Origin of the sequence: Sphingomonas trueperi (genome assembly GCF_011927635.1) — a bacterium.
GTDB classification, from domain to species: Bacteria; Pseudomonadota; Alphaproteobacteria; order Sphingomonadales; family Sphingomonadaceae; genus Sphingomonas; species Sphingomonas trueperi.
In genome coordinates, this window is the sequence record NZ_JAATJB010000013.1 from 92,970 (window position 1) to 118,172 (window position 25,203).

The window sequence follows — 25,203 nt, forward strand, 5'->3', positions numbered from 1 at the left end:
ATGCGCCTCCTCAGACCGCCAAGTGGCCGGGGATGCGCAGATGGCGGCGCACCACGTCGACGAATTGGGGATCGCGCTTGGCCGCCCAGACGGCGGCGAAGTGGCCAATGGCCCAAAGGCCAAGGCCGACCAGCCAGAGGCGAAGGCCGAGCCCGAGCGCCGCGGCCAGCGTGCCGTTGAGGATGGCGATCGAGCGCGGGGCGCCGCCGAGCAGGATGTGCTCGGTCAGCGCCCGGTGGACGGGCACACTGAAGCCCGGCACCTCGCCGGCGTAATCGGCCGGACCCGCCATCAGACGAGCGCTCCGCCGCCGAACGAGAAGAACGACAGGAAGAACGAGCTGGCCGCGAACGCGATCGACAGGCCGAAGACGATCTGGATCAGCCGGCGGAAGCCGCCCGACGTGTCACCGAAGGCGAGCGTCAGGCCGGTGACGATGATGATGATCACGGCGATGATCTTGGCGACCGGACCTTCGATCGACTGGAGGATCTGCTGGAGCGGCTGCTCCCACGGCATGGACGAGCCCGACGCGTGGGCGGCGGGCGCCAGAGCGATCGACAGGAAGGTGACACACGCCGCCATCGCGATGTGACGGCGTATGCGGAGCGAATGACGGATCATGCTGGATCTCCTGATGGTTTGGATGCTGCTTGGGTGATGGCATAGTCGCCGGTCGGGCCGAGCCCATCGACGCGGGCAAGTTCGGCAAGGCGACGCTGGGCGCCGCGGCCGGAAAGCACGGCGACGATATCGATGGTCTCGGCGATCAGCGCGCGCGGGACGGTGACCACGGCTTCCTGGATGAGTTGCTCGAGGCGGCGCACTGCGCCGATCGCCGTGCCGGCGTGTATGGTGCCAATGCCGCCCGGGTGGCCGGTGCCCCAAGCTTTCAAAAGGTCGAGGGCTTCAGCGCCGCGGACCTCGCCAATCGGGATCCGGTCTGGACGGAGCCGCAGGCTGGAGCGCACCAGATCTGAGAGCGAGACGACGCCGTCCTTGGTGCGCAGCGCAACGAGATTGGGCGCGGCGCATTGCAGCTCGCGCGTATCCTCGATCAGGACGACGCGATCGTCCGTCTTGGCGACCTCGGCCAGCAGCGCGTTGGTGAGTGTCGTCTTGCCGGTCGAGGTGCCGCCGGCGACGAGGATGTTTTGCCGAGACGCCACGGCATCGCGCAGCGCCTCGGCTTGGGGACCCGTCATGATCCCGGCGGCGACGTAATCATCGAGGGTGAAGACAGCGACGGCGGGCTTGCGGATCGCGAAGGCGGGCGATGAGACGATAGGGGGCAGCAGACCTTCGAACCGCTCTCCTGTTTCGGGGAGCTCGGCGGAGACGCGGGGGCTGCCGGGATGGACCTCCGCGCCGACATGGTGCGCGACCAAGCGCACGATCCGCTCGCCATCGGCGGCGGAGAGGCGCTCACCCGTATCGGAAAGCCCTTCGGAAAGGCGGTCGATCCAGAGCCGTCCGTCGGGGTTGAGCATCACCTCGACGATCGCGGGATCTTCCAGGAACCGGGCGATGGCGGGGCCAAGGGCGGTGCGCAACATGCGCGCACCCCGCATGATCGCTTCGGATTTCTGGTGTGCTGCCGCCACGTCGTCCCCGTTCTTTCGCGGGCGCGCACGACGCGCGGCCCTGGATCGGGGATGATTAAAAGAGCCAGAAGTCAGGCCGGTTCAACAAGATTAGATCGTCGTAGTAGCCTAGCGTGCAAATACAGGAGAACGGCGGAATCGGTTCCGACTTGATCGACGACAAGCGGACACTATCGGTCCTCTGGCGGCGAGTCGTCGTCATCGCCGCGGACCCTTCCGGCAACATCGTCCGGGATTTCCCGGAGGAAGCTTTGACCCTTCTGAAGCCTTTTGCCGAGCGTCTCGATGAAGCCTTCGAAGCGCTCGCGACCCTTGATCTGAGCCGCGGCCTGCGCGTCGCCCGGCAATGGCGGCGTGATCGTCAGCCAGAAGCGGACGAAGAGCGCCAGCGTTTCGGCCGTGACGCCAAGATCGCGCTCGAGGCGTTGCGCCTGGCGCGAGAGTCGGTCCATCCGGCGGGTGAAGGCGGCTTCGCGTCGATCGGCGGCGTCGGGCGAAAGGAATGACGCCACGGCCGCCTCGACGATGGCCGATCGCGGGATCTTCTTGCGTTCCGACAGCTCGTTGATCCGGGTGATCATCTCGACGGGCAAGGTGAGGTTCAGGCGGTCCCGCATCGCCGCCTCCTAGAGATCCATGCCGTCATTGGGATCGAGCGAGACCTGACGCGCCACGCCGGTCATCTGCCGGCGCAGCGCCTGACGCTGGCGGGCGACATCTTCGGGCTCCTCGTCGAGCATGATCGCGAACTCCTCCGCCGGTTTCTGGTCAGTCGTCTCCTTGACGATGGCGACATGGTCCGGAAGCTCGGGTTCGCGGCGCAGGCCGCTATTGGCCTGGTCGCCCTGCGCCTTCTCCATCTCGGCCAGCAGCGCCGTGTTCGGCTTCTGTGGGACAAGCGTCGACCAGCCGTCAGCGCGGGATGTGCGCCCGGACCTCTGCGGATCGGGCGGGGACAGCACGCGTTCCTTGAACCGGGCATCCTCGTAGTAGCGTGCCTTCTTGGCCCGGATCGGCGCGGTGCCGGCGACCATGACGATCTCGTCTGCGGGCGGGAGCTGCATCACCTCGCCGGGGGTGAGCAGCGGGCGGGCAGTTTCCGAGCGTGAGACCATGAGGTGGCCGAGCCAGGGCGAAAGCCGGTGCCCGGCATAGTTTCTCATCGCCTTCATCTCGGTCGCGGTGCCGAGCGCATCGGAGACGCGCTTCGCGGTCCGTTCGTCGTTGGTCGCGAAGCTGACCCGGACATGGCAGTTGTCGAGGATCGAGTTGTTCGCCCCGTAAGCCTTCTCGATCTGGTTCAGCGACTGCGCGATCAGAAAGCTCTTGATGCCGTAGCCCGCCATGAAGGCCAGCGCGGACTCGAAGAAGTCGAGGCGGCCAAGCGCCGGAAACTCGTCGAGCATCATCAGCACGCGATGCTTGCGTTCCTTGGCGTGCATGTCCTCGGTCAGGCGCCGACCGATCTGGTTCAACACGAGGCGGATGAGCGGCTTGGTCCGCGAGATGTCGGATGGCGGCACCACGAGGTAGAGCGTCGCCGGCCGCGGATCAGCGATCAGATCAGCGATGCGCCAGTCGCAGCGCCGCGTCACCTGAGCGACCACGGGATCGCGATAGAGGCCGAGAAACGACATGGCGGTCGAGAGCACGCCGGAGCGCTCGTTGTCGGATTTGTTCAACAGCTCGCGCGCCGTGGACGCGACCACGGGATGCGGCCCGGCTTCGCCGAGGTGCGGCGTTGTCATCATCGCCTTTAGCGTGGTTTCGATCGGCCGCTTTGGATCCGAGAGGAAGCCTGCGACGCCGGCGAGCGTCTTGTCCGCCTCGGCGTAGAGGACATGCAGGATCGCGCCGACCAGCAGCGAGTGGCTGGTCTTCTCCCAGTGATTGCGCTTGTCGAGCGAACCTTCCGGATCGACCAGCACGTCGGCGACGTTCTGGACGTCACGGACTTCCCAATCGCCGCGGCGCACCTCGAGCAGCGGATTGTAGGCGGCGGATTTCGGGTTGGTCGGATCGAACAACATCACGCGGCCATGCTTAGCCCGGAAGCCGGCGGTGAGCTGCCAGTTCTCGCCCTTGATGTCGTGGACGATGACCGAGCCCGGCCAGGTCAGCAACGACGGCACGACCAGGCCGACACCCTTGCCGGAGCGCGTCGGCGCGAAGCACAGCACATGCTCCGGCCCGTCATGGCGCAGATAGTCGCGGTCCAGCTTGCCCAGCACTACGCCATCCGGGCCAAGCAGCCCGGCCGCCTTCACCTCTCCCTTCTCGGCCCAGCGCGCCGAGCCATAGGTCTCGGCATTCTTCGCTTCCCGCGCGCGCCAGACGGACATGCCGATGGCGACCGCGATCGAGACGAACCCGCCCGACGCTGCGATGAAGGCGCCCTTGGTGAAAATCTCCGGCGCATAGGCGTCGTAGGAGAACCACCAGGCGAAGAAGGCAGGGGGGAAGTAGACCGGCATTCCTAGTAGCTTGAACCACGGCGCTCCAAGCTGCGCCTGAAAGCCAAGCTGCCAGGCGACATACTGCGTCGCCGACCAGGTCGTGATCAGCACGATCAGGAAGACGATGGTGATCTGGCCCCAGAGGATTTTGGTCGCGGACATCAGCGTTGCTCCTTTCTTCTTCTTGCTGGTGGCTAAAGGCCGAGGTCGCGCTTGCGCCCCAGGCTCCACTCGATGCCACCGCCATCGCGGGCGACGCCTGCGATGTGCTGGCCGAGTTTGCGTTCGATCTCGCGCGACCAGGGCACGAGCTGGAAGCCGAGCCCATTGTCGATCATGGCGAAGCGGCCCGAGGAGAGCGTCAGGCGCTGGCGATAGATCCCCGAGACATGCTCGCCGGCCGCGGCCTTGACATGCAGCATCCCAGTCTCGGCCGACAGCTTCTCGCCAACGGCGTCCAGTTCGCGCCGGCGCAGCGTGTTGAGGAGATCGCGCTGGAGGATAATGCGCTGACCCTGGCGGCGGCCGAGTCCTTCGTCAGCGAGATGTTCGGCGCGGGCCTGCATGGCGTCGCGCGCCGCGCGGCCGAACCCACCCATGGAGAGCGGCATCTGTTCGCGCTCGACCAGACGATGGTCTAGCCAGGTGGCGCCCGGCGCGGTGACCTGGGTGCGAAGATCGAGATCGGAACGGGTGGCGAGCACCAGCGTCGGTCGCTGGTCCTCCGACCCACCGAAGCGCCGAACCTCGACGATGCCACCGGCAGGCGGCGCGTGCTCGAAGGCTTCGATGCCGCGAAAGCGAACATGGTGGGCGCGGCCGTCGGTGCCGTCGATCACGGCATAGGCTTCGCCGGTCAGTTCGTCGTGGAGGCCCTTGTCGACCAGTCGGCCGATGATCGGCGAGCCAGGTTCGCCCTCGATGACATAGTCGGCGACGCCGCGATCCTGGCCGCGCTCGGTGAAGGCGCGGTGCATGGTCTTGATGATGTCGCCGCGGATGCCGATGTCGCGAAGATGGCGTTCGGCTTCCAGCCCCACCAACCATTCTCCGGGACCGGCCGACGTGGCGAGCCCCATCTTCTCCAGATGCTGGAGGCGGCCGATCATCAGCCGTCGGGTCTCGGGATCGGCGGGGCCGCGTGCCTCAGGACGCAGGTCGATGGCGCCGACATCGTCGGCGTGGCCGTGGATCTCGACATCGAGTCGCGTCCAGCGTTCCGCGGTGACTTCCTTCTCCAGGGCGTTGCGGATTTCGTGCTCGGGCTTGGGGCCAAGCTCGATCGACACCAGATCCTCGGCGCGCGAGCGAAGGCCCCGGCTGATGTAGTCGCGCGAGATCACGAGATCGGCGCCGGCCTCATCCACGCCGCGCACGAGCAGATGGACGTGCGGATTGTCGGTATTCCAGTGATCGACGGCGACCCAGTCGAGCCGCGTCCCCAGATCGGCTTCCATCTGCTGTGCGAGGTCGCGCGTGAAGGCCTTGAGGTCGGTCATCTCGGCGTCCTCCGGCGAGACGATGAAGCGGAAATGATGCCGGTCGTCCTTGCAGCGGTCGGCAAAGGCGAGGTCGTCGGTGCGATCGGAGCCGGCGTCGAACATGACGCCCTTTTCTCCGTCCCGGCCGACACCCTCGCGCTTGAGGTAGGAGAGATGGGCTGACAGCGGCGCCGAGCGGAAGGACCGGCCCTGGTGGCGCACGACGCGCGCCTTGACGACGACGCGGCGGGACGATGAGAACAGGCGGCTGCGGCTGAAACTGCCGCGTCCCCGGCCGAAGGTCGAGCGGCCATAGCCGGACGCGCGTCTACCTGACGTCGGGGCGCCGGTATGCCCCGCCTTCTTCGCGGCCCGGAGCACCTGGTTGAGGAAGCTCTTCGCCTTGGGTGCGCGCGTGGTTTTGATGCGGCCAGGCCGGACCCGAAAATCGCTGTCGCCCTCGCTCATGCTGAAGCTCCGGACAGCGGCAATTCAGGGCCGTGCATACGGAGGCCTTGAAATACTTCACAAAAACCGGGCTTCATGCCCGCGACCGACCGCCATGCACGCCAAAACGCAAGCCTCCTCAGAGGCTTACAGCGTTTCGGGCATGCGCTTTTATCTCGCCGTCTGTTGGTCGTGTTTCCCTGCCAGCTCCATCCTCCCGCCCAACCTGACCGGAAGCCCGCTACACCGCGCCAGAGTGCGAATGCCATCATTGCGGCTGTCCCACACGATTGCGGGCGACGAACAGGCCGCCCGACTGCGGGACGATGGCGGAGACATCGCGCGTGATCGTCACTGTCTGCGCAACGTCCCGAGCACCGTCGCGCTGCACAGGATCGGCCGCCGCTGTGCGCTCCGGCTGCGCGATGAACAGTGGTGCGCGCGTCCAGGCTTGCGGATCGGCGGCGGCAACGATGGTCGCCGGAGCGGTCAGGTCACCGCCGCCGAAGATAGGGAGGAGCGCGGCCATATAGGCGCGTGTCTCCGCCGGTAAGGGACGGCCGGCGAGATACTCCTCATATCGGCCGGGTCCCGCATTGTAGGCGGCAAGAAAGCCGGGAGAGCCATACCGGTCGTGCATTTCACGCAGGTACGCCGCGCCCGCCAGCATGTTGTCGCGCGGATTGAAGGGGTCCGTGCCGAGCGAATGACGGACGCGCAGCTCCGCCCAGGTCGCCGGCATAATCTGCATCAGGCCCATCGCGCCCTTCGGCGAAATAGCGCGAAGGTCATTTGCGCTTTCGACACGCATGACCGCCCGGATCCAGGCCGCTGGAATGCCGAACCGTTGTGCGGCTTCCGTGATGTAGGCTGCATAGGGATCGGCCGGGCGTGGACGTTCCACCGGCGCGCTCTGCGCCAGCGTCACGGCCGTTGGCACGGGGACGAGAGACAGGCCGGTAAGGAGAAGGAGACCCGCGTGCCGGGCGGCGCGATGACGCCCGGCAGCAGTGACATTGAAGCTAAATGGGACCGGCCAGCGCATCGGCTCAATCCCGCTCGGCACGCTTGGGCGGGCGGTTCCAGTGCAACCCCCAGACGGTCTTGTCGTCGCCCGACTGGAACAGATTGGCGCGGATCGGCTGCGTGAAGACGGGATCGTCGAGCTGCAAAGAGACATAGTCGCCGGCACGTTCGCCAGTGCGTTTCCAGCCGGCGCCGACCTCTGGGCCGTCCTCGTCGCGAAGATGGATGCGATAGTCGGGCGCGTTCTCGGCGTCGGACAGCTCAGCCGGAACGACCGTCAGCTCGATGTCGAGAGAGAGGGTGCGGATACGGCCGGAATAGCCCGACTTCGTGCGGGTGAATTCTCCGATCTGGGGCATGGGACGGCTCCTTTGCGATGCGGTGGAGGACGGGATGGACGCGCGCGTCACCGCGTTGGCGCGCGCCATTCGAAGCGGCCTTTGCCGTCTTCATCGGTGTAGAGAGGCGTCGCCCGACCGAGGATCATGTCGGTCGAGACGGGACCGAAGTAGCGGCCGTCGAGGCTGTCGCGGACCTGCCAGTTCATCAGGAAAATCTCGCCAACTCCGAGCAGCCGGCAGCCTTGCCAACTCGGCAAGGGGCGGCCCGATCGATCGCGCTCGAGCGCCTCGGCCATGTCCACGCCGTTGACCGAAACCATGCGGCCTGTGCGACAGACGCGCTGCCCGGCAACGCCGGCGACGCGCTTCATCAGCGGCACACCGCGCGGCAGGTAACCGCGATCGGCCAGGAAGGTCGCGAGCGGTTCGGGCGCATCGACGGCGACAAGGTCGGTGACTTCCGGAAGATGATCGGGATCGATCGTGTAAAGGCCAATTGGCACGCTCGCGGACGCGTTCCAGATGAGTTTGAGCGGCAGCGGGAGGACGGCTGCGATGACGAGCCCCATCGCCGCGAAATACGTCGCCATGACATAGCCGAAGCGGCTCATGGCTCGGCCCTCCTGCGCAGAAGGAAGGCGCGATGCTGCTCGGCGCTGTAGGCGCGCGGCTCTTCGCCAGCGGTCAGGCGGTTGTGGACGTGGCGCCAGTGATCAGACGATACATCTGCCGGATCGACACCGATCGACTCGATCGCGTCGACCGCCTGCAGCACCCGCTCGACCTTGGGCCAACCTTCAATCTTCAGCAGGATGTCGCCACCGGGCCGCACGAAGGGCAGCGTCTGGAACGGCTCGCCGGTCCCGACAGCGCGCAAGATGTCGATGCGCGAGATGATCGTGCCGAACTCGTTCGACGCCCAGCGGACGAAGGCGAAAGTGCTGTTTGGCGCAAAGCCTATGACACGGCGGCGGCGATCGAGGATCTGCTCGTGGATGTCGCAGCCGAACCGGATCCAGTTCTCGATCTTCTTCTCGATCCAGGTCAGCTCGACCAGTGTTGTGGACAGCGGCGGGCTGGCCGGCGCAGCGCTGCTGCGCACGCGGGGGGCCGCGATGCCGGTCATGACGGGTCTCCCGCGATGGTGGGGAATTCACGCGCGAGCAGCTCGCGCAGCATGTCGGCGACGGTGACGCCGCGCTGGAAGGCGGCGATCTTGATGCGCCCGCGCAGATCCGATGTGATGTCGATAGTCAGTCGAGCGCTATAACCGCCATCGGCCGAGGCGCGTGTGGAGGGCGCGTCGGAGGCCTTAATCCAGCTTTCGGGGTCGGCGGGACGCGCGGCGAAACTGCGCTTCGGGGATCGCTCGCTCATGGCGCGATCCTCCCGACCTCGGCGCAGAGCGCGGCGATTTCACGGGCGGCGGGGCTGTCCTCATCCACTTCGGAAACGAGGCGGCCAGATTGCGCGGCGTCCGCGAAGGCAACGCGCTGGCCGACGGTGGCGGCGAGCACCGGCGGGTCGTGATCGGCCAGGGTATCAGCCGTCGCGCGGGCGATGACGGTGCGCGCGCCACAGCGGTTCAGCACGAAGCGGGCGATGAGTTGCGGGCGATAGATGCGCGCCTCGCTGAGCAGCGATAACATCTCGGCCGAGGCCCAGCCGTCGAACGGCGACGGCTGCACCGGGATCAGCACCAGGTCGGCGGCGAGCAGCGCCGAGCGCATCAGCCCGGCGACACGCGGCGGACCGTCGATGACGATGTGATCGGCGTCGCGCGCCAGCTCCGGGGCCTCGCGATGCAGTGTGTCGCGCGCTAGACCGACGACGCCGAAGAGCCTCGGAAGCGCTTCGCGAGCGCGCTGCTGCGACCAGTCCAGCGCGGAGCCTTGTGGATCGGCGTCGATCAGCGTGACGCGCTTCCCCTTGGCGACCCATTCGCCGGCGAGATGCAGGGCCAGCGTCGTCTTGCCGACGCCGCCCTTTTGATTGAGGAGCGCGACGATCATTCCGACTCTCCCGATGCTGGATCGAGAGGGAGTCGCGGCGTGCTAGAAGTATCGGTGCGCGTGCCTTTCGACAGCGTCCCGGATGTCTTTTCGGGACGGTCGGCGATGTTTTCCACATCGGGCGCGTGTCTTCTAAAGTTAGATTCTTGGTTAGACTCTAAGTTAAGGGCGAGATTTCGGTTTTGTTTTCCGGGATTTAACCCCTGTTTGGGTTCCTGATAGCACGAGCGTGTGGTTCCCGATGGCACGATAGTCCGGGTTCCCGATAGCACGAGGCCGTCCACAGCTTGTCCACAGGGCGCTGACGGTTCGAAGGCGAGCAGCACTCGGCCGCCGAGCTCGACCTCGATGAACAGCGTATAGCCGGGCAGCGGCTGGCGGCGGATGATGTCGCGCAGCTCGAAGGCAAAGCGTTTGAAAGGGGAGAGGCTTCCGGATTTTTGATAGAGATGGCGGAAGTCGAAACGCCAGCCGGCGCGCTGTCGACCGCCGTGTTTGCGCACCAGACGGTAGAGCCAGCGGTCGAGGCCGCCGGTGAGATCGAAATAGGCCCGATCGATGGTGAGCACGAGCGCATCATCGAGGACGGCGCGGTAGAACCAGTCGGGCACGATCAGCTCGATACCGGCCGGCTTGCCAAAGCGGTCAGTTCGTTCCTGCCATTCGTTGATCCAGGAGAACCGATGCCGGCGACCTTCGGCCGGCTGGCGGATCGACGTGGCGACGGTCGTCGACTGGAGCCGGTCAAGGGCGGCCTTCAGCCGCTGGTAGTCACGCAGGCTGACGCCGCGGCCGATGAAGTTCAAAATCTCGTAGGGCGTCGCCGCCATCAGGCGCGACGTGAGCAAACCGGCGTCGCGCGCCTCGACGATCTGACTTGCCGCCCAGATCAGGATGTCGGCGTCCCAGATGGTGGCCATGCCATGATCGGCCACTGCCTCGACGCGGATCGACACGTCGCCGGCGACGAAGTCGATCGGCGCCGTGCGATGGGATTTGGAGAGGGAGAAGAACGGATAGGCCATGAGATCCTGCGCGTCGCGCGGCGCGAAGTCGCCGGGGAGCGCGTGGAACAGATCGAGCTGTCCGCGCTCCGAGATTGGGCGATGTCGCGCCGTCATTGAAAGGAAGCCCGAGCGGTCAGCGCGCGAAACGGCTGGCGTGCGCGGACGGCGCGGTCTCTTGGCGTTTAGCGGGCAGCACAGCGCCGCGCGGATCGGAGGTCGAGGTGACCGCGCCGCGTTCGGTCCAGGCCTGCAGATCATCGACCGCGTAGACGACACGGCCGCCGAGCTTGCGATAGGAGGGGCCGGTCCCGTAAGTGCGGTGCTTCTCCAAAGTGCGGGCAGACAAGCCCAGGAAGTGCGCGGCTTCCTTGGTGCGTAGAAAGCGCGGCGGCAATGCGCTGAGATTGGGTGTCATGATCGGGCCTCCGTGGTGTCCGTGGGGGCCGCTGGCGTTAAGCGGCTGACGAAGGCCACGATGGCGAAGGGAAACCGGCGAGTTGCAGCGGGATTTTGGGAGGTACTAAATCCCCACACCAAGGAGACGCGTGCGATCCGACTAGGATCGGCGGCGATGACGAAGCAGTTTGCGATAGCCGCCCGAGATCATGGCGCGGGCATCCCCGAGGAGGCCCGCGACGGCGTGGCGGGCGGAAGCGGCTTGCCATTCGTCACGGGTGAGTTTGCCGACGCGGAGGATGACCTCGGCGATCTCCTGCTGGGTCGCTCCGGCGCCATATCCGTCAATTGCTTGCAGCATGCGCCGCGCGCGGGCCAGTTGCTGACGCGTGAGGCGCGTGTCGGGTGGAATGGCGCGGCCGTGAAGGGAGGCCAGCAGCCGAGCAACGGCTTCCATGCGGTCGAACCCCTCCATGCCAAGTGGGATCACCGCTACGAGCGGCTGCTCGGCCGATCCGTCGCCGGGAAGCGCCAGATGCAGTCGCTGGCCGTTTCTCAGATCGTGCAGGAAGTGAAGGCTGTGTTCGGTCGGCAGGTCCGCAGACCGTCTCGGTGGCGAGAGGAGCGTGCTATCCGCAGCGATGGACGCCGGCGCCGGCGTCAGTATCACCGATCCCGTATCTTCCTCCGGAAGCCAGAACACTTGCGCCTCGGTGGACTTCAGAGCAGGGGCGACAAGGAAATCGTAACCCCCAGCGTCGGCCGGCTCCCTTGGTCACGGACGGTGAATCTCTCGACGCGCTGCTGAGTTCGGCGTAGTCGCGTTGATAATCCTCGTTTCGCCGCAGCCATTCCCAGCCGACGTCTGGAGCGGCGAGATGGTCGACGTACTCGTACTCTGATGACGATCGCCACCGGGATGCGTCGGATGACATCGAAATCCTCCTAGCTCGCATTATTCGTGCGTTTTGAGGCGGATACGATTCCCAGTTGAGCAACAAGAAGGAAGTCCTTGAGCCGGCAACAGGTGTTGCCGCTGCGGCATCACCACCGCTCAGTGACGGTAACCTTCGCGCACAAGCTCGCGGTAGCCGTGTGTGGTCATCCAACGAGCGCGAGCGAGATGGGTGTCATGGACATGTTGGGCGCGCTCGGGGTCGTATTTGGGATCGAGGCCGAAGAGAATCTCGACCGCCTCGCGCCAGTCGGCACCGTCCGTGGCTGCGTCGAGCAGGCGGAGGTAGAGCTTCATGTGCTCACGATCATAGGGCGTGAGCACCGCGCTGTCCGGCGGCTCGTCTAAAAAGTCTGTCTTGATCACAACCGTCCTCTGGAATCATTCTTATCCATTCCGGAGCTATTTGTTAACCGTATGCTGGTCCCACTGCGGCAGAATCCGTGCCGTTGAAAGCAACGGTCCGACCAAAGCGTGCTGCTCCAATGAAGCGCTATCGCTTGTCGATTTTCCCACGGACAACCATCACCCCTTCGCCCTGGTCGGTGGTCAGGAGGAGGATGCCATGGCCTTCAAGCGCCCGCCGGACCTGATCGCGCGTAGTTTCATACACCTCAAGGCCGCTCGCGGATTCGAGGCGTTTCAGAGCGGTCAGCGATACCTGGGCCTTGTCAGCGAGCGTCTCCTGGCTCCATCCGAGTAACGCGCGTGCGGCCCGCGATTGTCGGGAGGTGATCATGCATGATCACCTCCCACCAACACAAACCAACACGCCAGAACTACGACTATAATAGTCGTTCTTGGCGCGATCTTCTAGCTGGAAGTGCCTCTGCACGCTCTCTCCGAGCGATAAAGGCTGCAACTGATTCGGTCGCCGCAAAAACCAAAGGCCCCAGCCTTCCGGCTGGGGCCTTTGCGCGGACCTCAGTCCCCGCGCCGCCCGTTGGGGCGGGACCAGATCAGGGAGAAGCTTTCCTCCTCATCGTCGAAGAGGTTGGCGTAGATCGGAGCGTTGAAGCTCGGATCATCGAGCTTGAGGCCCAGATAGTCGCGGCCCTCGTTGGAGCGCTTGGACCAGGCGGCGCCGATCTCGGCGCGGCCGACCAGGACCCGGTGGCTGGGGGCGTTCTCGCCGGTGGCGCGCTGGTCGGGGACGATGCGCACGTTCTTGGCCTGGACGCTGAGGGTGACGATTTCGCCGGTAAACTCGTTCGAGCCGGTCTTCTTGAAGGTGCCGATGGTCGCCATTGTAAATCTCCGTTTTCCGTTCCCGAGCCCGCACCATTGCGGCCTCGATGGCGATCGGTTGGCCGGAGGCGATCGACGGCGCACCCCGAAGGGGCCTGACAGCAAAGGAGGGCTTTCTTGCTTCGCGAGGAATGACGGCGCAGCCGGCAGGGGATGAAAGTTCGACGCCGCTGTTGCGTCATAGGCGATCGAGGCGAAGCCGGCCTTCGGCCAGATCAGGCCATTGAAGAGGCCGTTTGGAGCGGTTGAGGCACGGTCAGACAACGGAGAAATGGCGGCCATCCCGCACCGGCAGACCGGCGTCGCGGCAATGCTCACCGGCTTCGTTTCCTCCCGGCAGGGCATTGGCGCTGGACCCCGACCCTCCACCGCCAAATGGCAGATCGCCGCGCCGGATCGTCGGTGTGCCGCCGAGACATGGTCCTGCCATGGCAGTCGCTCCAACGAGGGCCGTTCCCGGGGCCTAGCGTCTATCCGCACCCCATGCCTCAATCCCAACGGCCTAGACGACGTGGGCGGTCGTCGCCCATCGCTGGTCTCGCCTCGCAACGGCGATACCGACAATCAGGCTCGCGCGAGGTCCTGGCCAGACGGGCCCGGGGCCGCCGCCATTCCAGCGACCCGCACGAAGGCGGTGATACCAACCGCGATCGCACCAATGACGGAGAAGGTAATCTGCCATCCCTCGGAAGGCATGAGGTGCTTCACAATACCATGTGTGGCGTGGAATCCGGCGATCGCCGCCGGCGCGACGAAGGCGATGGCCACGACCAGTTTCAGCCACATCGGCCGGACGAAGGTGATCAGCAAGTGACCGACCATCAGCGTGATGGCGGCTGCGACAGCGCCGACGAGGACCGCGCCAGGAATGCCGGCGCCGGTGCCGTGGGCCCAGGCCCCTGCGGTCACGCCGACGAACGCCGGCAGTGCGAAGACGGCCAGCGTAAACAGCAGCCAGCAAAGCAGGCCGATAGCTGCGAGGGATGCGAGTATTGCGAGAAAGATCATGGTGGTGGCCTCCGTGAGAAAAAGTCTGACGGTTGCGCCTCCACCACCACCACGGCGCGACCAAACTATAGCTGAAAATCGGCTGCGCCGGGAGCGGAAATCGCGTGAGACTTCCGCGCGGCGGCGCCCGTTCGCCCCGGTTATGGGGCGAAGGGATCAATCTCATGGACGATCGCGGCGATGTCGCCGTCGTATTCGCTGGCAGGCGTGACCGACAGCGTGCCGTCGCCGGCCTGGAAGATGATGATGGCGGCCATCAGGGTGGTGGCGAGGCTGAAGGCGAAGGCGTGCGCGTCGTTGAGGGACATCGATCCGGCTCCTGTTTGAGCGGAGGACCATCCCCCGCTGACAGGCGCCCGAAGTGTCGGACTGAACGCTGCAATCACCGCGCAGGCGCAGCCGAAGCGGCGGCATGCTTGCATAGCCGACCCTTTACGGGTTGATGGCGTCAGGCGATCAGTCTGACCAAGGACCAGCGCAGATAAGCGGGGGTGGTTTTCGCGTCAGGAGCCGTTCGTTTTCCCGGTCAGCCATGATGAGCCGGACGCAACCCGGGTGGAGTGTTGGCGATGAAATCCCGGTAGGCGTAGTTGATGAGGTCGCGGATGAGTTCGAGGAGCCCGCCGACGGGTAGGCCGTCGAACGGATCGCCGTGGGCCATGCCGTTGCGGCGCTGGCTGAGACACGGTTCGGAGGCGCCGGTGACGAAGCCAATTGCGGTGCCGCCGGTGCGAACAATCATGGGAATGTGCGCGTCGTCGAGGCCGTCGGTATCCACCATGTGCTTCAGCAGCGTGGCGAACGAGCGCTTCTTTTTCGGTATCTGGCCGCCGTACCTGTCCATCAGCGTCAGCTCCAGGGCGATGAGCGCCGCGAGCTCGCCGGCCTTCAGCACATCGAGATCGATCCAGCCGAGAAGATAGAGCGCCTGCGCGCGTCTGAATTTGAACTGGACGATGTCGGGTATGCGGGAGTCGATGCCGAGGCCGATGATGAACCGTCGCCATTCATCGGGTTGGTTGAATTGGATCATCCCTCCGGGGAGCCCGGGCGATGGCCATGCGATGATCAGCGGCGCATCGCGCGCGGCAAGTTGAATGTGGTCAAGATCCAGATACGCCTCCTGTCGGCAAGAACTCAGTGTTTCAACCGACAGTATCAGATTGCGGTCAGTTGTCTGAAGTCGTGCGGCGCTCACGCGCCGCCGAACTTCCAGACCGGGATGCTGAGCTTCTTGGCCTTGTCGGCGAGGTTGTCGTTGATGCCGGTGCCGGGGAAGTGCATCACGCCCTTGGGCAGGATTTCCAGCATCTCGTCGTTTCGCTTGAAGGGTGCTGCGCGGCCGTGCTTCGTCCAGTCCGGTGCGAAGCCGATCTGCGGCACGTTACGGTTCGTCGCCCATAGGGATGCGATCTTTTCGGCGCCTTTCGGCGACTTGCCGTGCATCAGCACCATGTCCGGGTGTTTTTCGTGGACCTGATCGAGCTTGGCCCAGATCAGCCGGTGGTCGTTGAAGTCGAGCCCGCCGGTGACAAGGATTTTCGGACCAGGGGGAAGAAGGATTGTCTGCTCGGCGCGCCGTTTCGCTGCCAGGAAGTCGCGGCTGTCGATCATCGCCGAGGTGAGATTGCGGTGGTTGACCCTTGACCCGCTGCGCGGAAGCCAGGTCCTGCCGACGTGGCGTTCGTAATGTTCGGCTGCCTGGTCGCGCATCAGTTCGAAGGCGTTCTGACGTTCGATCATGGTCTGGCCCTCCGCGATCAGGCGCTCGAGTTCGACGGCCTTCACCTCGCTGCCGTCCTGTTCACGCTGCCCGCGGCGTTGCGCCTGCTCGTTGTCGTCGAGTTCGCGCGCGATCCGGTCGGTGGCGCGGTGAAAGACGTTGACCGTCGACCAGAGGAGATCGTCGAGGTCGGGCTCGAGGCGAGTGTCCTCCAGCGTCCCAATCAGGGCGTCGAAAATGTCGGCGATGGCGCCTGCGACCGCATTGCCGTCCGGGAGGAGTCGCTGGTCGGGTTCATCCTCGAAGGGACGGTAGCCGTGGAGCTGAAGCTCGGTGAGCACATGGTCGGTCGGTGATGAGGCGTGATGCGGTTCGAAGTCGTCGTGCTCGCTCATGGGATGCTCCGTCGGTTGGACCGCGACCGTCGCGGGCTTCATGGCGACGAAAGCCGGCGGGCGGGCCGGCCCTGCACCCGGAGCGCAGCGCAGGGCCGGAGCGTCAGCGGAGGATGGCGGAGGCCGGCGATTTTGCCTCGCGATGGAAAGGCGCGGCACGCGCCGCCGGAAAATCGTCGGCCGCAGCCATTGTTGGGCGGGCCCGTTTGCTGGCCGATCGCCCTCTCGAAGGCCGAGACGCGGTCCCCCTCCGACGGTTGGTGCATCTGCGAGCACGACGACGCACGGCCATTGTCAGTCTCCCGTGCCGGGCTATGCCGCCAGCGCCATGAACCTTGCGACATCCTGGGGTGCAATCTGCATCCGCGACTGCTGTCGGAGATGCTCGATGCCGAGGGTGCGGAGATCCTCGTTGAAGTCCCCGAGCGCCGGCGAGATGACAATCGCCTCGATCCCGACGGCGTTGGCCCGTTCGATCAGGCTGTCACGCGCACCGTCACCGGCCGGATCATTGTCGCGCACGATGTAGAGCCGTCGCAGCGTATCGGGGAACAGGATGGCGGCGAGATGTGCTGCCGAGAGCGCCGCCAGCATCGGCATGTCGGGAAGCACCTGTCGGAGCGACAGGACGGTCTCGATGCCTTCGCCGGCCGCCATGACCTCGCCGCCCATGCCGAAGCGCACCGCGTTGCCGAGCAGGTCGCCCATGGCTCGCCTCGGCGTGTCGATCGGCGCCTTGTCGCGCGATCGGGGATCGAGCCAGGTTCGGTGCGCGCCCGTGATCTTGCTGTCGAGATCGGTGACGGCGGCGATCATCGCCGGCCATGTCTCGGTCGGCGAATGCTCGTCGGGCCGATAATAGCAGCGCGGATGGAAGCGAAGGCTTCCGGTTCCGCGTAAATCCGTAATGCCACGTTCCCGTAAATACGCTTGCACGATTGTGCCCGTTATCGGCTGCGACATGCCGATGAGACGCCGCGCCGCTTCCGGCGAGCCGCTCGGCGCGGGGCTCCGACGCTCGTGCGATCGTGGCTCCGGTTCCGGCGGCGGCATGCTGAGAAAGGTCCGTGCCTCGTCGGCCACGTCCTTGAAGTCGATCAGGCCGCAGCTTTCACGAATGACGTCGAGGAGATCGCCGTGTTCGCCAGTGGCGGCGTCGGTCCATTTGCCCGCGACGCCTTTCGGTGTGTCCTTCAGCCGGACGTACATCGAGCGGCCGGGCGTGTTGCGCGCGTCGCCAACCAGCCAGTAGCGGCCCTCACGACGTCCGCTGGAGAGATAGTGCAGGCACACCGCCTCGGCCTGCCGGCCGAGACTGTGCGCAAGGTCGGAAGCGTCCTGCCTGGCCATCACGCAGCCTCCCGCTCGGAGATGCGCGCAACGGGGAAGGTGTCGAGCAGCTTGGCGAGGATGGCGGGCCCTGATGCATCAACGGGCACGAAGAAGCGCAGCTTCCATGAGATGATCTCGCTGAAGAGGCCATAGGCGCGCAGCCGATCACGCATCGCGTCGGTGAAGCCCGATAGTTCGATGCGGTTGGTCCCCATCACACGGGCGCGGCGCAACTGCATGCCCTCACTGACATCGAGGGTGGTCGTGCCGTCGATCAACGCTGTGAAGGCGGCATCTGGCGTGAGCGTGCTTGCGCCCATGGCGCTGGCGTTTGCGGCCCAGGCGGGCGAGACGCGGCGACCGATGATGCGCTCGCCGGCATCGGTCTGGAGCCGATAGACCCGCGTCGACTCGTTGGGCAGCCGCTTCCAGATCGGCAACAGCAGGCCGGCGACGATATGGATCGTGCTGTCTGAGAAGTCCGGCACATCGTTTAGTTCCGCCCACCACGCTGCGGCGAAGGCGGCGCGGTCGGCTTCCTCCCAATGGCTCTCGTCCAACATGCGCAGCGGCGCGTAGTGCTGCTCCATCGGCCGGATCAGGCAGACGCGCCGTTCGATCTCACCATCGTCGAGCATCATGGATGGCGCTGGGATCTGCACAGCGGCCCGGCCGGATCGGGCGTTGACGAGTAGCCGCGCGCGGGGATCGGCGAGATGGTCGATCGCCATGTCGAGCGTGGTAGGGCGATTGCGCTCGCGCCGCGTGATGGTGAGCAGCCGCGTCTCGGCGCCGGTGCCCGGATGCGTGTGGATCACCTGACTGTCCGTGACGATGAAGCTCTCGGCCTGCAGCGTCTCCAATCCGAGATCATAAACGCCGCTGCGGATCGCGCCCTCGATCTTGGTGGTGAGGAGCTGCTCGAACGCCGTGAAGAGTACGCCCTGCAGATCGATGGTCAGCGCCAGGAGCCGGTTCAAGAAGGTGGTGATCGGCGGCAGCTCGTCCTTGATGCCCTTGTCGTCCATCAGCTTCAGGCCGGTGGCGGACTCGAAGCGGTCGAGCGAGCACCCTTCCACCTTGCCGCGCACCAGCAGGAGATAGAGCTGGCGGAGCGCATCGCGCGCATAGTGTGATTCCAGATTGTCCTCGGGGCGGAACAGGCCCTGTCCACCGGTCTGGCGCTGGCCACGTGTGATCGCGCCCAGCGTGTCGAGCCGGCGCGCGATGGTCGAGAGGAAGCGCTTCTCGGCCTTCACGTCGGTCGCGATCGGCCGGAAGAGTGGAGGCTGCGCCTGGTTCGTTCGGTTGGTGCGGCCAAGGCCCTGGATGGCGGCGTCGGCCTTCCAACCCGGTTCGAGCAGATAATGGACGCGCAGGCGCTGGTTCCGCGCCGCGAGATCGGCGTGATAGCTGCGCCCGGTGCCGCCGGCGTCAGAGAAGACGAGTACGCGCCTCTGGTCGTCCATGAATGCGGCGGTTTCCGCGAGATTGGCGGAAGCAGCTCGGTTCTCGACGGCAAGGCGGTCGCCCTTGCGCACCACGCGGCGCGAGCGGCCCGTCACTTCGGCCACTATGTCGGTGCCGAAGCGCTGGACGATCTGGTCGAGCGCGCCTGGCACGGGCGTCAGCGAGGCGAGCCGTTCGATCAGCTCGTCGCGCCGGGCGGCGGCTTCGCGGCTTTCGACGGGCTGGCCGTCGCGAAAGACGGGACGCGATGACAGATTGCCCTCGCTGTCGGTGAACGGCTCGTAGAGCTGCACCGGGAAGGAATGAGCGAGGTAATCCAGGACATATTCCCTGGGCGTGATGTCCACCCGGACGTCGTTCCATTCCTCGGTGGGGATCTCTGCGAGACGCCGTTCCATCAGCGCTTCGCCGGTCGAGACGATCTGGATCACGGCGGAATGGCCGTCGGCCAGGTCCTGCTCGATCGAGCGGACCAAGGTCGGGGTCTTCATGCTGGTCAGCAGATGGCCAAAAAAGCGCTGCTTGGCGGACTCGAACGCCGAGCGCGCGGCCGACTTCGCCTGCCGGTTCAACGTGCCGCTGTCGCCGGTGATGTTGGCGGCCTGCATCGCCGCGTCGAGATGATTGTGGATGATGGCGAAGGCGCCGGCATAGGCATCGTAGATGCGCGTCTGCTCGGGCGTGAGCTGGTGTTCGAGCAACTCATATTCGATGCCGTCATAGGACAACGATCGTGATGTGTAGAGGCCAAGCGAGCGCAGATCGCGCGCCAGCACCTCCATGGCCGCGACGCCGCCATTCTCGACCGCCTCGACGAATTCGGCCCGGTTGGCGAAGGGAAAATCCTCGCCGCCCCACAGGCCGAGCCGCTGGGCATAGGCGAGATTGTGGACGGTCGTGGCGCCGGTCGCTGAGACGTACACGACGCGCGCGTTCGGCAGGGCGTGCTGGAGGCGCAAGCCCGCACGGCCCTGTTGCGAAGGCGAGACATCGCCCCGTTCTCCCTTGCCGCCACCGGCGTTTTGCATGGCGTGGCTTTCGTCGAAAATGATCACTCCGTCGAAATCGGAGCCCAACCAATCGACGATCTGTTTGACCCGCGAAAGCTTCTCACCGCGGTCGTCGGACCGTAGCGTGGCATAGGTGGTGAAAAGGATGCCTTCCGCGAAACGGATCGCGGTGCCTTGGGGGAAGCGCGACAGGGGCGTGACCAGCAGCCGCTCCATGCCGAGCGCGGACCAGTCGCGCTGGGCGTCCTCGAGCAGCTTGTCCGACTTGGAGATCCAGACCGCCTTGCGCCGGCCCTGGAGCCAATTGTCGAGGATGATCCCAGCCGACTGGCGGCCTTTGCCGGCGCCGGTGCCATCGCCCAGCATGAAGCCCTTGCGGAAACGGACGGCGTTTGCCGCGTCGTCCGGCGCGGCCGAGACGAGATCGCGGGTTTCGTCGACGGTCCAGGCGCCGGCGAGATATTCACCATGAGCCTCGCCCGCATAGATCACCGTCTCGAGCTGGGCGTCGGACAGCACGCCGTCGCTGACGATGTGGGTGGGAAGCAGCGGCCGATAGCTCGGCTTCGGCGGCGCGACCGACGCCATCGCGGCCGATTGCACCAGCTTCGTGGGATGCGGCAGCGCGTCCGGGATGCGGATCGACTGGAGCGCATAGGTCTCGTAGATCGAGTCCGACAGGCGACCGCCCTCGGGCGGCGTCCAGTCGATCGTCTCATAGTCGAGCGACACGCCTTCGGGCTGGGCGGTGCTACGCGCAGGCGCAGCGGACGCAGCCCGAGCGAGATAGCCGCGCACGGTGCGTGGAGCGACCGGCACATCGACAGTCGTCTTAGGGAGCGACACCGGCGAACGGGCCGGAACCTGCTGGTCGATCCATGCGAGCAACGTCGCGACATTGGGTGCGAGGCCGGCCGAGTCCGGAAAGCGGGTGGGGTCCTCGGCCGGCGCCTTGTCGATGACGGTCAGGCGCGTCTCGATGGTCGTGCCATGCTTGGCATAGACCGAGCCCGCGACGGCGGCCGTGAAAACAACGCGCCCGAGCTCCTGCATACGGATGAAGGCGTCGCGCCACGCAGGGGCGTCGGGTGAGAAGTTTGCGCCGGTGATCGCGACCAGGCGGCCGCCATCGGCAAGACGTGCCAGGGCCGAGGCGACATGGCGATAGGCGGCGTCTGCCACCCGTCCTGTGACGTTGGCCATCACCGAGAACGGCGGGTTCATAATGATGACGCTGGGAACGGCCGTCCGATCGAGATGATCGTCGATCTGGGCGGCGTCGAAGCGCGTGACCGGAATGGCCGGAAAGAGTGAGGCGAGGAGATCGGCGCGCGTGTCCGCAAGCTCGTTGAGGATGAGCGCGGAACCGGCGATTTCGGCGAGGATCGCGAGCAGGCCGGTGCCGGCCGAAGGCTCCAGCACGCGGTCTGCCGGGGTCAGCGATGCCGCGGTCAGGGCGGAGAGCCCGAGCGGGACCGGCGTCGAGAATTGCTGGAAGGCCTGCGCTTCTTCGGAGCGACGCGTGTGCGTCGGAAGAAGACTGACGATCTTGGTCAGCGCGGAAAGGCGTGAAGCCGGCGAAGCGGCTTTGCGGAAAAGCGCCTTTCCGTATTTGCGCAGGAAGAGGACCGTCGCGACCTCGCAAGCGTCATAGGCCGTCTTCCAGTCCCAGGCGCCGGCCGCATCGGACGCGCCGAAGGCCGCTTCCATGGCGGTGCGTAGCGTTCCGGCGTCGACCGGTCGGCCCTGTTCAAGTGGGTGAAGGAGGTGCTCGGCGGCGGCCAGCACGGCGGAGGCCGGAGGGATCGCGGGCGCGACCGGATGCGAGACTGCCGGGACGGCAGCCGGAAGCGAAGCGTGGAGCATGATGGAGAACCTCGGAGAGCTGAGACGGACGAGCCGGCCCGACGCTCTCTCTCGACCGGACGGGCTCAAACCCGTCCCGGCCGTCCTCTCACTCTGGCGCGGGGTGAGCCCGATTCATCGCTCCGCCTTCCGGCGGCGGCGATCTGACGCTAAACTTTCCTGGGAAAAGAAGCCGCGGCGCCTCAGCTTACTGGAGTTCGCCGTGCCGGGTGAGAAAGAGGCAGGCGAGATGAAGGGCAGCGCGAGCGGCATCATTGCGGCGGGTTGTCTGGCGGTCGGGTTCGGCGCGGGGTTCGTTCTCCGGCCGGTGATCGCGCCGGTGTCCGCGTCGCCGGCTGTCGCGGCCGGGGTCGCGCAGCCGACGGACAGTGAGGCGACGGCGGCGGTCCGCCGCCATCGCCTGTTCACGGGGACTGCGCTCACCAAGGCCACACTGAAGCTCGGCGACTGCTCGCCCGGTGGCGTCGGTCCGGGCGTCACCTGCATGACGCAGCTCGTCATGGATCCAACCAAGGCGGGCGCGACGCCGCAGAACCGGCCGATCGGCTTCGCGCGAGTGAAAGGCCAGTGGGAGGTTGCGGTATGGTAGAGGCGGTCGAGGATGGCGACGTTTCCCTAGTAGGGCGATCGCGGCCTGCGCATTCGAGGGCGCAGGATTATTTCGCGATGGCTGAAAGCTAGGTCGTTGCAGTGGAAGCTCTCGCGCCCCAGGCCGACCAGGCGGTCGCGCCTTTTCATATGATGGTCGGGCATGCGGTTGAACTGTCAATGAAGGCCGTTCTGGCTCATGCGGGCCGGGACGAAGAATGGTTGATGATGGCCGGTCACAGCCTCGACCGCTGTTGTCGGCAGGCTCTTTCAAGTGGCTTCTCGGGGCATGCGAATGAAGAGCTGGCGGCGCTGGTCGACTTGCTTGACGGGCCGCATTACGACCAACGCTTCCGCTATCCCGTGCTGTTCGGAGGAACTCCGCATCTCATAGCCGCTGATGCGGCCGAGACCCTGCGCCTTCATCTGGAAGACGTCAGGATATGGCTTTCGTCAGGTTCGCCGACATGAAGCCAGGAGCCCGGCGCTGAGCCGGGCTCCTCTGGATGGTTCGGTAGACAGGGGGCCTTGGGGCGCTTCGTCAGCGAAGAATTCGCGGAGCGGCCGTAGCCGCTCCGCGACGCGCTCATTCGGCCGCGACGAGCTGGGCGTCCTCGTCCTCGGCGGCCGCCTCCTCGTCGTCGCCCGTGAGGAAGTCGGGCAGCGCGGTCTCTTCGTTCTCGCCGCCGGCCTCGGTGTCCGGGGTGGCCGCCTCGGGCTCAGCGACCAGACGCAGCGGCTCCGGCAACCAGCCGGATTCGGCCAGCAGGCGTTCGGCCTCCTTGGCCATGTCGCCCTTCTTCAGGTGGTCGATGAGTTGCGCTGCCTGATCGCCAGCGCCCTCGCGGACTGCCTGAAGGATGCGGGGCTTGGTGACCCTACCGAGATAGTTGCCGACGGTCGGACGCCAGCCGACGTCCACCATGTCGAGGCCAGTGGCGCGGGCCAGTCGGTCGGCTTGGCCGAGCCGCATGTCGAGGCCGTGCTGCGAGACGCCGTTGCCGCCATAGGGGTTAGGCTTCTCGTAGAGCGCATTGACGCCGTAGCTCACGCAGTGCGCCAGCAGCGCCATCCGGCTCGTGTCGTCGAGCGCCGCCAGCCAGTCCCAGAGCGCATCGTCCTCAGCGGGAATGTCGCCCGCCCAGCCCTCGTGGCGCTCATGCACTGCGCGAGCCGATGGACTGTCCTTCAACGCATCGTCCTGCACCGGGAAGAAAACGTGACTGACGGAGGCCTCCATCGCACCCTTGTACATGCGATGCTGGAAGGTGTCGGAGACCACCTTGTGCAGGAGCGCGGTCATCGCGACGTGCGGGTTGTCGGCCAGTGCATTGCGCAGCGCCAAGGTGCGATGGGCCGTCAACTCGGTGACGAGGCGATCGGGCAGCGGCTTGATCGCATCGTCCTCGTCGTCCTCCGGCTCGGCAGGCTGGCCGCCGATCGTGATGACGGCACGCTGCACGATCGGTTCGGCCGGATCGCCGCCGGCTTCCATGCCAATCTCGCCCTCGGGGGCGATCGGCGCTTCGTCCTCGGCCCGGACATAGCCGCGATCGATGTCGACCTGGCCGTCATGGGCGATGCTGATGAACACGCCCGCGCGGGCGATATCGTCGGTCTCGTAGCGGAAGGGTCGCGCCTCGAGGGCGGCGAGCGCCGTCTCGATCTCGCCGAGCCGCTGGTCAACCTCGTCCGGCAGCTCGTCGGCGCCCTCATATTCGGCCTCGAGCTTCTGCTGCTCGCCGATCAGGGCGTCGATCGTCGCCTGTTCCTCGGTCGTGAGGTCGAGGGCATCGCCCTGCAGTTCGCGCAGGCCGCGGGTCGCGTCATAGGGGAAGCTGACCGCGACCTCGATCCATTTCCAACCCTCGGTCGCGACCGTCTCGGCGGTGACCTTCAGCTTTTCGGCGACCAGACGATCGAGCAGCGCCGGATCCTGCAGCCAGCCGCCATCATCGGATTGGAAGAGATCGCGCATGGTGACGCCGCCGGCGGTCTCATAGGCCTCGACGCCGACGAAGATAGCCCGCTTGTCGGACGCGCGCACCGTGGTCTCGGTCAGCATGCGCCGGATCTGATACGGCTCCTTCGACCAGGCGTCCTTGATCGCCTCCCAGACCTGCTCCTGGCGGGCGTGGTCGTTCGACACCGTGAAGGCCATTAGTTGCTCCAGCGTCATACCGTCCTCGGCATAGACATCGAGCAGCGCCGGCGATGCGGACGCGAGGCGCAGCCGCTGCTTGACGACCTGGGTCGGCACGAAGAAGGCTGCGGCGATTTCTTCCTCGGTCATGCCCTTGTCGCGCATGTCCTGGAAGGCGCGGAATTGGTCGAGCGGGTGCAACGGCGCGCGCTCAATATTCTCGGCGAGCGACACCTCTTCGGGGAGGATGCCGCCGTCGCGCTCCCGGACGACGCAGGGGACCGGCGCGACCTTGGCCAGGCGCTTCTGCTTCACCAGCATCTCCAGCGCGCGGAAGCGGCGGCCGCCGGCCGGCACCTCGAACATGCCGGTCTCGTTGCCATCGGCATCGACGACCGGGAAGACGCTGAGGCTCTGGATCAGGCCGCGCCGGGCGATCGAGGCCGCCAGGTCCTCGATCGAGACGCCGGCCTTCACGCGCCGGACGTTGGACTGGCTGAGCACCAGCTTGTTGAAGGGGATGTCGCGCGAGGACGACAGGGTGATCTTTTGAACGGCAGTAGCCATCGGGATAGTCTCCGCGACGGGCGACCGAGAGACTCTCTCTCAACCTCCAACCCGTCACGGAGCGAAGCGCCGCCCTCTTCCTCTAAAGGGGGCAGCGCCACGGACCGGTGAACCGGAGAGACACGGAA

Annotated in this window: 27 protein-coding genes and 1 pseudogene; 2 read left to right on the forward strand and 26 right to left on the reverse strand. The window is 66.0% G+C overall.

Annotation, left to right across the window (positions count from 1 at the left end):
- Window positions 1–10: 10 nt before the first annotated feature.
- The 25 genes and pseudogenes from GGR89_RS17670 to GGR89_RS17785 all read right to left on the reverse strand — a co-directional run bounded on the left by GGR89_RS17670 (window position 11) and on the right by GGR89_RS17785 (window position 21,777).
- Complete coding sequence (locus tag GGR89_RS17670) at window positions 11–292, reverse strand: VirB3 family type IV secretion system protein (protein ID WP_151606891.1); 282 nt, start codon at window positions 290–292, stop codon at window positions 11–13.
- A complete protein-coding gene (locus GGR89_RS17675; RefSeq protein WP_151606890.1) occupies window positions 292–624 on the reverse strand; it encodes a TrbC/VirB2 family type IV secretion system protein in 333 nt (110 codons plus the stop codon). The genes GGR89_RS17670 and GGR89_RS17675 overlap by 1 nt, the downstream gene beginning before the upstream one ends.
- On the reverse strand, window positions 621–1,556 hold the full coding sequence (gene trbB / locus GGR89_RS17680; protein ID WP_209092347.1) for a P-type conjugative transfer ATPase TrbB: 936 nt from the start codon (window positions 1,554–1,556) through the stop codon (window positions 621–623). The genes GGR89_RS17675 and trbB overlap by 4 nt, the downstream gene beginning before the upstream one ends.
- Before the next feature lie 218 nt (window positions 1,557–1,774).
- Window positions 1,775–2,221: a ribbon-helix-helix domain-containing protein gene (locus GGR89_RS17685; RefSeq protein WP_151606886.1), complete on the reverse strand. Its 447-nt coding sequence runs from the start codon at window positions 2,219–2,221 to the stop codon at window positions 1,775–1,777.
- Between the two features lie 9 nt (window positions 2,222–2,230).
- Window positions 2,231–4,222, reverse strand: a complete 1,992-nt coding sequence (locus GGR89_RS17690; RefSeq protein WP_151606884.1) for a conjugal transfer protein TraG — start codon at window positions 4,220–4,222, stop codon at window positions 2,231–2,233.
- A gap of 32 nt (window positions 4,223–4,254) precedes the next feature.
- Complete coding sequence (locus GGR89_RS17695; protein ID WP_151606882.1) at window positions 4,255–6,009, reverse strand: relaxase/mobilization nuclease domain-containing protein; 1,755 nt, start codon at window positions 6,007–6,009, stop codon at window positions 4,255–4,257.
- A 247-nt stretch (window positions 6,010–6,256) separates the two neighbouring features.
- On the reverse strand, window positions 6,257–7,033 hold the full coding sequence (locus GGR89_RS17700) for a lytic transglycosylase domain-containing protein (protein ID WP_151607416.1): 777 nt from the start codon (window positions 7,031–7,033) through the stop codon (window positions 6,257–6,259).
- 4 nt (window positions 7,034–7,037) lie between these two features.
- On the reverse strand, window positions 7,038–7,373 hold the full coding sequence (locus GGR89_RS17705) for a DUF736 domain-containing protein (RefSeq protein ID WP_151606880.1): 336 nt from the start codon (window positions 7,371–7,373) through the stop codon (window positions 7,038–7,040).
- Window positions 7,374–7,420: 47 nt separating this feature from the next.
- On the reverse strand, window positions 7,421–7,966 hold the full coding sequence (locus GGR89_RS17710) for a S26 family signal peptidase (protein WP_151606878.1): 546 nt from the start codon (window positions 7,964–7,966) through the stop codon (window positions 7,421–7,423).
- Window positions 7,963–8,481 (reverse strand): DUF2840 domain-containing protein, encoded by a 519-nt coding sequence (locus GGR89_RS17715; RefSeq protein ID WP_151606876.1) that lies wholly within the window; start codon window positions 8,479–8,481, stop codon window positions 7,963–7,965. Before GGR89_RS17715 ends, GGR89_RS17710 begins: the two co-directional genes overlap by 4 nt.
- Complete coding sequence (locus GGR89_RS17720) at window positions 8,478–8,732, reverse strand: hypothetical protein (protein ID WP_151606874.1); 255 nt, start codon at window positions 8,730–8,732, stop codon at window positions 8,478–8,480. The genes GGR89_RS17715 and GGR89_RS17720 overlap by 4 nt, the downstream gene beginning before the upstream one ends.
- Window positions 8,729–9,367, reverse strand: a complete 639-nt coding sequence (parA, locus tag GGR89_RS17725) for a ParA family partition ATPase (RefSeq protein ID WP_151606872.1) — start codon at window positions 9,365–9,367, stop codon at window positions 8,729–8,731. Before parA ends, GGR89_RS17720 begins: the two co-directional genes overlap by 4 nt.
- A gap of 305 nt (window positions 9,368–9,672) precedes the next feature.
- Window positions 9,673–10,488: pseudogene (locus GGR89_RS17730) on the reverse strand (replication initiator protein A); the annotation flags it as partial.
- A gap of 19 nt (window positions 10,489–10,507) precedes the next feature.
- Window positions 10,508–10,789, reverse strand: coding sequence for a helix-turn-helix transcriptional regulator (locus tag GGR89_RS17735; RefSeq protein WP_151606869.1), 282 nt, complete (start codon window positions 10,787–10,789; stop codon window positions 10,508–10,510).
- A 141-nt stretch (window positions 10,790–10,930) separates the two neighbouring features.
- Complete coding sequence (locus GGR89_RS17740) at window positions 10,931–11,473, reverse strand: DUF2285 domain-containing protein (RefSeq protein ID WP_232252423.1); 543 nt, start codon at window positions 11,471–11,473, stop codon at window positions 10,931–10,933.
- On the reverse strand, window positions 11,400–11,726 hold the full coding sequence (locus tag GGR89_RS22405; protein WP_313924753.1) for a transcriptional regulator domain-containing protein: 327 nt from the start codon (window positions 11,724–11,726) through the stop codon (window positions 11,400–11,402). The genes GGR89_RS17740 and GGR89_RS22405 overlap by 74 nt, the downstream gene beginning before the upstream one ends.
- 98 nt (window positions 11,727–11,824) lie before the next feature.
- Window positions 11,825–12,091 (reverse strand): DNA -binding domain-containing protein, encoded by a 267-nt coding sequence (locus tag GGR89_RS17745; protein WP_313922830.1) that lies wholly within the window; start codon window positions 12,089–12,091, stop codon window positions 11,825–11,827.
- Window positions 12,092–12,218: 127 nt separating this feature from the next.
- The gene (locus GGR89_RS17750) at window positions 12,219–12,464 is read right to left on the reverse strand and encodes a helix-turn-helix domain-containing protein (protein WP_151606865.1); all 246 of its coding nucleotides are present in this window, start codon (window positions 12,462–12,464) and stop codon (window positions 12,219–12,221) included.
- A gap of 185 nt (window positions 12,465–12,649) precedes the next feature.
- Complete coding sequence (locus tag GGR89_RS17755; protein ID WP_151606863.1) at window positions 12,650–12,973, reverse strand: DUF736 domain-containing protein; 324 nt, start codon at window positions 12,971–12,973, stop codon at window positions 12,650–12,652.
- A 564-nt stretch (window positions 12,974–13,537) separates the two neighbouring features.
- Window positions 13,538–13,981 carry a hypothetical protein gene (locus GGR89_RS17760; RefSeq protein ID WP_151606861.1) on the reverse strand — a complete coding sequence of 148 codons (444 nt, stop codon included), beginning with the start codon at window positions 13,979–13,981 and terminating at the stop codon, window positions 13,538–13,540.
- A 140-nt stretch (window positions 13,982–14,121) separates the two neighbouring features.
- Window positions 14,122–14,289 (reverse strand): hypothetical protein, encoded by a 168-nt coding sequence (locus GGR89_RS17765; RefSeq protein WP_167713022.1) that lies wholly within the window; start codon window positions 14,287–14,289, stop codon window positions 14,122–14,124.
- Window positions 14,290–14,507: 218 nt separating this feature from the next.
- Window positions 14,508–15,179 (reverse strand): hypothetical protein, encoded by a 672-nt coding sequence (locus GGR89_RS17770; RefSeq protein ID WP_210385375.1) that lies wholly within the window; start codon window positions 15,177–15,179, stop codon window positions 14,508–14,510.
- Window positions 15,176–16,099, reverse strand: a complete 924-nt coding sequence (locus GGR89_RS17775; protein ID WP_151606859.1) for a DUF2493 domain-containing protein — start codon at window positions 16,097–16,099, stop codon at window positions 15,176–15,178. Before GGR89_RS17775 ends, GGR89_RS17770 begins: the two co-directional genes overlap by 4 nt.
- Window positions 16,100–16,411: 312 nt before the next feature.
- Complete coding sequence (locus GGR89_RS17780; protein WP_151606857.1) at window positions 16,412–17,449, reverse strand: DUF7146 domain-containing protein; 1,038 nt, start codon at window positions 17,447–17,449, stop codon at window positions 16,412–16,414.
- Window positions 17,449–21,777 carry a strawberry notch family protein gene (locus GGR89_RS17785; protein ID WP_167713024.1) on the reverse strand — a complete coding sequence of 1,443 codons (4,329 nt, stop codon included), beginning with the start codon at window positions 21,775–21,777 and terminating at the stop codon, window positions 17,449–17,451. The genes GGR89_RS17780 and GGR89_RS17785 overlap by 1 nt, the downstream gene beginning before the upstream one ends.
- Between GGR89_RS17785 and GGR89_RS22410 the strand changes: the two genes are divergently transcribed.
- Window positions 21,776–22,366 (forward strand): hypothetical protein, encoded by a 591-nt coding sequence (locus GGR89_RS22410; protein ID WP_235926271.1) that lies wholly within the window; start codon window positions 21,776–21,778, stop codon window positions 22,364–22,366. The genes GGR89_RS17785 and GGR89_RS22410 overlap by 2 nt on opposite strands.
- Window positions 22,367–22,545: 179 nt before the next feature.
- Window positions 22,546–22,836, forward strand: coding sequence for a hypothetical protein (locus tag GGR89_RS17795; RefSeq protein WP_167713026.1), 291 nt, complete (start codon window positions 22,546–22,548; stop codon window positions 22,834–22,836).
- A 115-nt stretch (window positions 22,837–22,951) separates the two neighbouring features.
- Here the strand turns inward: GGR89_RS17795 and GGR89_RS17800 are convergent, their stop codons facing one another.
- The gene (locus GGR89_RS17800) at window positions 22,952–25,075 is read right to left on the reverse strand and encodes a ParB/RepB/Spo0J family partition protein (protein ID WP_151606845.1); all 2,124 of its coding nucleotides are present in this window, start codon (window positions 25,073–25,075) and stop codon (window positions 22,952–22,954) included.
- Between the last annotated feature and the right edge of the window lie 128 nt (window positions 25,076–25,203).

What these genes read in the sequence shown, in the direction of transcription:
- GGR89_RS22410 (WP_235926271.1), top strand. Translation starts at nt 21,776, where the DNA reads ATGATGGAGAACCTCGGAGAGCTGAGACGGACGAGCCGGCCCGACGCT.
- GGR89_RS17795 (WP_167713026.1), top strand. Translation starts at nt 22,546, where the DNA reads ATGAAGGCCGTTCTGGCTCATGCGGGCCGGGACGAAGAATGGTTGATG.
- parA (WP_151606872.1), bottom strand. Translation starts at nt 9,367, where the DNA reads ATGATCGTCGCGCTCCTCAATCAAAAGGGCGGCGTCGGCAAGACGACG.
- GGR89_RS17700 (WP_151607416.1), bottom strand. Translation starts at nt 7,033, where the DNA reads ATGCGCTGGCCGGTCCCATTTAGCTTCAATGTCACTGCTGCCGGGCGT.
- GGR89_RS17705 (WP_151606880.1), bottom strand. Translation starts at nt 7,373, where the DNA reads ATGCCCCAGATCGGAGAATTCACCCGCACGAAGTCGGGCTATTCCGGC.
- GGR89_RS17800 (WP_151606845.1), bottom strand. Translation starts at nt 25,075, where the DNA reads ATGGCTACTGCCGTTCAAAAGATCACCCTGTCGTCCTCGCGCGACATC.
- GGR89_RS17760 (WP_151606861.1), bottom strand. Translation starts at nt 13,981, where the DNA reads ATGATCTTTCTCGCAATACTCGCATCCCTCGCAGCTATCGGCCTGCTT.
- GGR89_RS17735 (WP_151606869.1), bottom strand. Translation starts at nt 10,789, where the DNA reads ATGACACCCAATCTCAGCGCATTGCCGCCGCGCTTTCTACGCACCAAG.
- GGR89_RS17780 (WP_151606857.1), bottom strand. Translation starts at nt 17,449, where the DNA reads ATGGCCAGGCAGGACGCTTCCGACCTTGCGCACAGTCTCGGCCGGCAG.
- GGR89_RS17750 (WP_151606865.1), bottom strand. Translation starts at nt 12,464, where the DNA reads ATGATCACCTCCCGACAATCGCGGGCCGCACGCGCGTTACTCGGATGG.
- trbB (WP_209092347.1), bottom strand. Translation starts at nt 1,556, where the DNA reads ATGTTGCGCACCGCCCTTGGCCCCGCCATCGCCCGGTTCCTGGAAGAT.
- GGR89_RS17775 (WP_151606859.1), bottom strand. Translation starts at nt 16,099, where the DNA reads ATGAGCGAGCACGACGACTTCGAACCGCATCACGCCTCATCACCGACC.
- GGR89_RS17765 (WP_167713022.1), bottom strand. Translation starts at nt 14,289, where the DNA reads ATGTCCCTCAACGACGCGCACGCCTTCGCCTTCAGCCTCGCCACCACC.
- GGR89_RS17715 (WP_151606876.1), bottom strand. Translation starts at nt 8,481, where the DNA reads ATGACCGGCATCGCGGCCCCCCGCGTGCGCAGCAGCGCTGCGCCGGCC.
- GGR89_RS17710 (WP_151606878.1), bottom strand. Translation starts at nt 7,966, where the DNA reads ATGAGCCGCTTCGGCTATGTCATGGCGACGTATTTCGCGGCGATGGGG.
- GGR89_RS22405 (WP_313924753.1), bottom strand. Translation starts at nt 11,726, where the DNA reads ATGCGAGCTAGGAGGATTTCGATGTCATCCGACGCATCCCGGTGGCGA.
- GGR89_RS17755 (WP_151606863.1), bottom strand. Translation starts at nt 12,973, where the DNA reads ATGGCGACCATCGGCACCTTCAAGAAGACCGGCTCGAACGAGTTTACC.
- GGR89_RS17685 (WP_151606886.1), bottom strand. Translation starts at nt 2,221, where the DNA reads ATGCGGGACCGCCTGAACCTCACCTTGCCCGTCGAGATGATCACCCGG.
- GGR89_RS17720 (WP_151606874.1), bottom strand. Translation starts at nt 8,732, where the DNA reads ATGAGCGAGCGATCCCCGAAGCGCAGTTTCGCCGCGCGTCCCGCCGAC.
- GGR89_RS17675 (WP_151606890.1), bottom strand. Translation starts at nt 624, where the DNA reads ATGATCCGTCATTCGCTCCGCATACGCCGTCACATCGCGATGGCGGCG.
- GGR89_RS17695 (WP_151606882.1), bottom strand. Translation starts at nt 6,009, where the DNA reads ATGAGCGAGGGCGACAGCGATTTTCGGGTCCGGCCTGGCCGCATCAAA.
- GGR89_RS17670 (WP_151606891.1), bottom strand. Translation starts at nt 292, where the DNA reads ATGGCGGGTCCGGCCGATTACGCCGGCGAGGTGCCGGGCTTCAGTGTG.
- GGR89_RS17785 (WP_167713024.1), bottom strand. Translation starts at nt 21,777, where the DNA reads ATGCTCCACGCTTCGCTTCCGGCTGCCGTCCCGGCAGTCTCGCATCCG.
- GGR89_RS17690 (WP_151606884.1), bottom strand. Translation starts at nt 4,222, where the DNA reads ATGTCCGCGACCAAAATCCTCTGGGGCCAGATCACCATCGTCTTCCTG.